Annotated in this window: 2 protein-coding genes and 1 pseudogene; all 3 read left to right on the top strand. The window is 73.9% G+C overall.

Annotated features, from left to right (window positions below; all coding sequences use genetic code 11):
• Nucleotides 1-1,793: DUF3483 domain-containing protein (locus NK214_RS24695; RefSeq protein WP_253315781.1), on the top strand; the 1,793-nt coding region annotated here is incomplete at its 5' end.
• On the top strand, nucleotides 1,790-2,887 hold the full coding sequence (locus tag NK214_RS24690; RefSeq protein ID WP_253315780.1) for an electron transfer flavoprotein subunit alpha/FixB family protein: 1,098 nt from the start codon (nucleotides 1,790-1,792) through the stop codon (nucleotides 2,885-2,887). The genes NK214_RS24695 and NK214_RS24690, both read left to right, overlap by 4 nt.
• Nucleotides 2,884-3,400, top strand: a pseudogene (locus NK214_RS24685) (hypothetical protein); the annotation flags it as partial. The gene NK214_RS24690 and the pseudogene NK214_RS24685, both read left to right, overlap by 4 nt.

Genomic DNA, 3,400 nt, shown 5'->3' with positions numbered 1-3,400 from the left:
GCGTGGTGGCCCGCGATCCGGCCGCGGCGCGCGCCCAAGTGGCGGCGGCCCGCGGCGGGACGGCGGCGCTGCTGCTGATCGCGCTCAATTACGGCCTGCTGCTGCATCAGCGCTGGCTGGACCTGCTGCTGGCGGCGTCGGCCGTTCTGATGCTGATCGGCGCGGCCTTGATGCGCGCGCGTCGCCGCGTGCCGCCGGCCCGGCTGTCGTTGGGAGAATGGCAGCGGCTGCCGGCGCGGCTGGCCTGTTTCGCGCTGGGCGCGCTGCTGGCGGCGGCGCTGGCCGGCGGCGAGGTCTGGCTGAGCGCCGCCGGGCAAGGGCTGGCCGCCGTCGCGTTGTCGCTGCTGGCCTTGGGCGGAGCGGAGCTGGCCCTGGGCATAGGCCTGGGCCGGCCGATGAAGCACGCGGTGGCCGGTTTGCTGCACCTGGCCTTCCATCCGCGCGCCGAGCGCTTCGCCGGCAAGTCCGCCGATCTGAAGCCCTTGAACCTGGCCGCCGGCGAGCTGGGCGCGGCGCGGGCGGCCGATTTCGCCTGGAACCGGCTGCTGTCCTTCGACGCCTGCGTGCAATGCGGCAAATGCGAAGCCGCCTGTCCGGCCTTCGCCGCCGGCCAGCCGCTCAATCCCAAGCGTCTGATCCAGGACCTGGTGGCGTCCATGGGCGGCGGCGGTCCGGCCTACGCCGGCAGCCCGCATCCGGGCCGGCCGGCGGCCGCGGCCGCGAGCGCGGACCGGGACATCGTCGGCGGCGCGTTGGCGGCGGACACCTTGTGGTCCTGCACCACCTGCCGCGCCTGCGTGGAAAACTGCCCGATGCTGATCGAGCACGTCGACGCGGTGATCGATCTGCGCCGGCACCTGACCCTGACGCGGGGCGAACTGCCGGGCAAGGGCGCGGCGGCGCTGGCCAATCTGCGCCATACCGACACCGTCGGCGGCCATCCGCTGCGCGCGCGCTACCACTGGGCGGCGGACCTGGACCTGCCGCTGCTGCGGGAGGGCGAGTCCGTCGATTGGCTGTTGCTGGCGGGCGAGGGCGCTTTCGACATGCGCTATCAGCGCGCCCTGCGCGCCTTGCTGACCGTGCTCAAGGCCGCCGGCCTGCGCGTGGCGGCGCTGGGCGAAGCCGAGCGCGACTGCGGCGACCTGGCGCGCCGCCTGGGCGACGAGGCGGGTTTTCAGCGGCTGGCGCTGGCCAATATCGCCACGCTGGGCCGCTATCGCTTCACCCGCATCGTCACGCCGGACCCGCATGTTTTTCATTGCCTGGCCAATGAGTACCCGGCGCTGGGCGGACATTACGAAGTCTGGCATCACAGCCGGCTGCTGGACCAACTGCTGGAGACGCGGGCGATCCGCGTGCGCTCCCGCGACTCGGCCGAGCCGCTGAGCTATCACGACCCCTGTTATCTGGGCCGCTACAACGAGGGCTACGGCGCGCCGCGCCGCGTGCTGGCCGGCATCGGCATCCAGGTGGTGGAGATGAGCCGCTCCGGCCGCGACGCTCGTTGCTGCGGCTGGGGCGGCGGGGCGGCCTTTACCGACGTGCCCGGGCCGCGCCGGATTCCGGACATGCGCATGGACGACGTCCGCGCCGCCGGCGCCGGCCGCGTCGCGGTGGCTTGCCCCAACTGCACCGCGATGCTGGAAGGCGTCAGCGGCGCGCGGGCGGAGGTGGTGGAATTGGCGGAACTGGTGGCGGAGCGTCTGGAGACCGGCCCGGAGGCTGGGCAAGAGCGGGGCGATGCGCGGCGTGCGGCGGCGCAAGGCCGGCTGGCGAAGGAGGAGGCATGACGATGAAGCAGACCGCGCCGCGGGTGGACCCGCGCCGGCCCTGGGTGCGTTCGCCGGACGGGCTCAAGCGCATCGTGCTGGGCGAGGACGGCGGCCTGCGCGACGCGCCGCCGGCGAGCGCGGCCAAGCTCAAGCCGCTGCGCAGCGCCGGGCCGTTCGATGGACGGCTGTTGGTGGTGGCGCACGCCGAGCGCGGTCAGCTGGACGAGGCGGCGCGCGAGGCCATCGCCGCCGCCGCCCTGCTGGCCGGCCCGCGCGAAGAGGTGCTGGCGGTCTTGTTCGGCATGGAAGGCTGCGCCGACGCCGAACTGGCGGAACTGGCCTTGGACCGCGTCTTGACGCCGGCCGATCCGGGCTTTGCGCCGGAAGCCAAGCTGGCCTTGTTGCGGCGGCTGTGGCGGCGGGAGCAACCGCGCCATGTGCTGTTCGCCGACCGCGGCGAGGACGCCGATCTGGGCCGGCGCTTCGCCTGCCGCGAGCGCCTGTCGGTGCTGACCGACGTAGTGGAAATCGCCGCCGACGGCGTGCGCCGCCGCCGGCCGGGCGCGGGCTTCAGCGTGCACCCGCGCGCCCAGGCGCTCTTGCTCGCGCGCGGCGTGGCCGACGTCCGCCTGCCCTTCGTCGGGCGCGGGCTGCGGCAGGCTTGCGCGCCGGAGGCGGCGGCGGAGCGGGTGCGGGACCTGGGCGGCGTCGCCAGCCCGGCCTCGCAACTGGCGCTGGAAGAGGCGGACCTGATCCTGGCCGCCGGCAACGGGGTCAGCGACGTGCCGGTCTTCCTGCGGCTGGCGGAATCCATGGGCGCGGCGGTGGGCGCCTCGCGGGTGGCGGTGGACGACGGGCGTTTCCGCCGCGACCAGCAAGTGGGCGCCACCGGCCGCAGCGTGCAGGCCAGCGCCTATCTGGCGCTGGGCATTTCCGGCGCGGTGCAGCACCTGCAAGGCATCAAGGCCTGCCGCCATGTGATCGCGGTCAATCTGGACGCTGCCGCGCCCATGGTCAAGCGCGCGGACCTGAGCGTGATCGACGACTGCCAGTCCTTCATTCAGGCCTTGCAGGCCTTGCTGGAGCTTGAGAACAAGGAGATCGGACCATGAGCGAGACGGCGCTTTCCGCCGGAACGGCGGCGAAAACGGCGGTGCTGGTGGCCCCGGCGCCGCATCCGGTCAGCGGGCGGCCCTGCGCCGGCCCGGGCGATCTGGCGGCGCTGGCGCTGGCGCGCCGGCTGGGCCGAGCCTTCGTTGTCTTGCACGCCGGGGACGCGGACAAGGAGGCGCTGGCCGACTACCTGGCTCAGGGCGCGGCGGCCATCGCCGTGTTGCAGCCGCCGGCGGACAGCGACCCGACGCCGGCGCTGATCGCCGCGCTGGGCGATTTCGAACTGATTCTGTGCGGCGAACGCTCCGGCGGCGGCGAGGCGTCGGCGCTGCTGCCCTATCTATTGGCCGAAGGCCTGGACCGTCCGCTCTTGCCCGGCGTGCTGTCCTTGACGGAGGAGGGCGGAGAATGGCGGGCGCTGCAAGGCCTGGCCAGGGGACGGCGGCGGGCCAGCAGTTCGCGCAGCGGGGCCGTCGTCGCTGCCGGGAAGGGAATGACGCTGTGGGACATGT

It is taken from the genome of Chromobacterium sp. S0633 (assembly GCF_024158805.1).
GTDB lineage: Bacteria > Pseudomonadota > Gammaproteobacteria > Burkholderiales > Chromobacteriaceae > Chromobacterium.
This window is presented reverse-complemented; position numbering and strand designations above follow the sequence as displayed.

Bases quoted from the DNA above. Each gene is read 5' to 3' on its own strand.
- NK214_RS24690 (WP_253315780.1), top strand. From the start codon at position 1,790: ATGACGATGAAGCAGACCGCGCCGCGGGTGGACCCGCGCCGGCCCTGG.